This window comes from Nguyenibacter vanlangensis, from assembly GCF_013376155.1.
Taxonomy (GTDB): domain Bacteria; phylum Pseudomonadota; class Alphaproteobacteria; order Acetobacterales; family Acetobacteraceae; genus Gluconacetobacter; species Gluconacetobacter vanlangensis.
Map to the genome: position 1 here is coordinate 1 of NZ_JABXXP010000459.1, position 2,350 is coordinate 2,350.

4 protein-coding genes are annotated in these 2,350 nt (G+C 66.9%); 2 read left to right on the forward strand and 2 right to left on the reverse strand.

Translation table 11 applies throughout. The annotated features are described in order from the left end of the window. Window positions 1-364, forward strand: a 364-nt coding sequence (locus HUK84_RS15260) for an MFS transporter (protein ID WP_374729372.1), incomplete at its 5' end; no start/stop codon positions are given. Window positions 365-466: 102 nt separating this feature from the next. Further along, complete coding sequence (locus tag HUK84_RS15265; protein WP_176641045.1) at window positions 467-967, forward strand: GlcG/HbpS family heme-binding protein; 501 nt, start codon at window positions 467-469, stop codon at window positions 965-967. Window positions 968-990: 23 nt separating this feature from the next. Here HUK84_RS15265 and HUK84_RS15270 read toward each other — a convergent pair whose 3' ends face one another. Together HUK84_RS15270 and HUK84_RS15275 are read right to left on the reverse strand one after the other, a co-directional pair. Beyond that, on the reverse strand, window positions 991-1,425 hold the full coding sequence (locus HUK84_RS15270; RefSeq protein ID WP_218064396.1) for a MerR family transcriptional regulator: 435 nt from the start codon (window positions 1,423-1,425) through the stop codon (window positions 991-993). A 125-nt stretch (window positions 1,426-1,550) separates the two neighbouring features. After that, window positions 1,551-2,350 (reverse strand): acyl-CoA dehydrogenase C-terminal domain-containing protein (locus HUK84_RS15275; RefSeq protein WP_176641046.1); only part of this gene is annotated, 800 nt, incomplete at its 5' end.

Sequence of the window (2,350 nt, forward strand, 5' to 3'; positions counted from 1 at the left end):
CGTCGGGCTGGGGCTGCTGATCGCCGCCGATCTGTGGCTGGCCCTGTCGCGCACGCTGGCCGGTGCCGCGCTGGGCGTCGCGCTGTGGGGCCTGCATCTGGGCTTTACCGAGGGCGTGATGACCGCGCTGGTCGCCGATACCGCGCCGCCCGAGCGGCGCGGCACGGCCTTCGGCCTGTTCGACATGGTGACGGGGCTGGCCTTGCTGGGGGCCAGCCTGATGGCGGGTGCCCTGTGGGACCAGACGGGATTTCGCGGCACCTTCATCGCCGGGGCGCTGGTCGCGGCGCTGACGCTGCTTGGCCTGCTGATGACGGGCCCCCTGATGACGGGCCCTTTGGCGCGGGATCAGCGGATATCGTGACGGAAACGGAGCTGCCATGGCAGGTTACGGGATTATTATTCCACATCGGGGAAAATCCGGTCTAAAGCCTGAAAACCCTTTGGCAGATGATGGAAATTCCGAATGGCGTCGTACAGGCTGGGCATGATGGCGGGGATCCTGCTGTGGGGCGGGCTGGGGATGGCCCCCGCGCGGGCCGCGCCGCTGAGCGACATGGTCGGCACGCTGAATCGGGCCGGCGCGCACTACGCCCTGCAGGCCGCGATGGACAGCGCCACCCGCCTGCATGCGCCCTGCGCCATCGCGATCGTCGATCGCGGGGGCAGCCTGATGGCGTTCGACCGTTTCGACCATGTGCGGCCCGGCAGTCCGGACCTGGCGCTGGGCAAGGCGCGCACCGCTGCATTGCTGCAACGCCCGTCGGAGGAAACCGAGGAGAACACCGACAACGGACGCGTGGCCTTCGTGACCGCGGGCTTCATGGTATTGCGCGGCGGCGTGCCGCTGAAGGTCGGCGAAGAGGTCGTCGGCGCGATCGGGGTGGCGGGGATGAAGAAGGAGAACGACGTGCGGATCGCGACCGAGGCGGCCGAGGCGTTCGCCAGGGAAGCCGCGGCGCATTAGGGGCAGGTCCCGTTCAACCTGGCTCAGGCGGCTTCTTCCCGGCCGAAGGATTCGATGATGGATTGCTGGATGTTTTCGAGGTCGGCCAGGGTGGTGGCGATGGCGGCGTTCATTTCGTGCAATGTCCTGATGCGCTTCTGGATTTCCTTCAGCAGGGCGACCTTCTGCACCCGGTGCTGCGGATCGGCGTCGTAGAGGTCCAGCAGGTCCTTGATCTGTTTCAGGGTGAAGCCGAGCTGCTTGCCGCGGACCACCAGCTTGGCGCGCGCGCGGTCGCGCATCGAATAGATGCGCCGGGTTCCGGCCCTGGCCGGGGCGATCAGGCCCTTGTCTTCGTAAAAGCGCAGCGAGCGGGGCGTGATGCCGAGTTCCCGGCACAATTCGGCCAGCGAGAAGCAGCGTTGCCTGTTCATGGCCTCTACGGGGGCCTCTACGGGGGCCTCCACGGGATCGGTCATGTCGCCCCCTGTCCAATGTCGTTGCCGTTCAATTCATCGTTCAAATCGTCATGCGATTCCGGACGTTAGACCAATTCATCCTATGATGGAAACGGCGGATCCTTGCTGGCCGTTCGTCTTATGGATCAGAAGGCGGTTTCGGGCATGGCCATCATCGATGCCTTGCCGGACCTGATCTTGAGATAGCAGGCGGTGGCATCGGGCAGGATGCGATCGAAGAAGAATTCGGCCGAGATGCGCTTGGCCGCGTAGAAAGTCTGGTCCGGCCCGGCCGCGCCGTGCCGCGCGATGGCGATTTGGGCCGCGCGGGCCCAGAGATAGGCCAGCGCGACCAGCCCCGTCAGCCGCAGATAGTCGCCGGCGGCCGCCCCGGCTTCCTCGGGGTCGGCCAGGCCCCGGGTCGCGATGTGGCGGGTGGCCAGTTGCAGGGTGCCGAAGGCACGCTCGAGCCCGGCCGCGAATTTTTCCATGTCCGGATCGGCCCTGATATTTTCGATGAAATCCGCGATCGGGTGGAACAGGCCGCGCAGGCTGCGCCCGGCATGGGCGGGCAGTTTGCGGCCGACCAGGTCCAGGGCCTGGATCCCGTTCGTGCCCTCATAGATCTGGGTGATGCGGGCGTCGCGCGCATATTGTTCGATCCCGTGGTCGCGGATATAGCCGTGGCCGCCATGGACCTGCATCGCCAGATTGGCGGATTCGACCGCGAAATCGGTGAACATGGCCTTGACCACCGGGGTCATCAGCGCCACGAAATCCTCGGCGTCGCGGCGGGCGCGGGCGTCCGCCGCGTGTTCGGCGGCATCCAGCCGGTTGGCGACCCAGACGCCCAGCGCACGGCAGCCCTCGGCATGGACGCGCATCGTCATCAGCATGCGCCGCACGTCGGGATGCACGATGATCGGGTCGGCGGGCAGGTCCGGCC

Excerpts from the sequence above, each read along its gene's own strand:
- HUK84_RS15265 (WP_176641045.1), top strand. The coding sequence starts at position 467 with ATGGCGTCGTACAGGCTGGGCATGATGGCGGGGATCCTGCTGTGGGGC.
- HUK84_RS15270 (WP_218064396.1), bottom strand. The coding sequence starts at position 1,425 with ATGACCGATCCCGTGGAGGCCCCCGTAGAGGCCCCCGTAGAGGCCATG.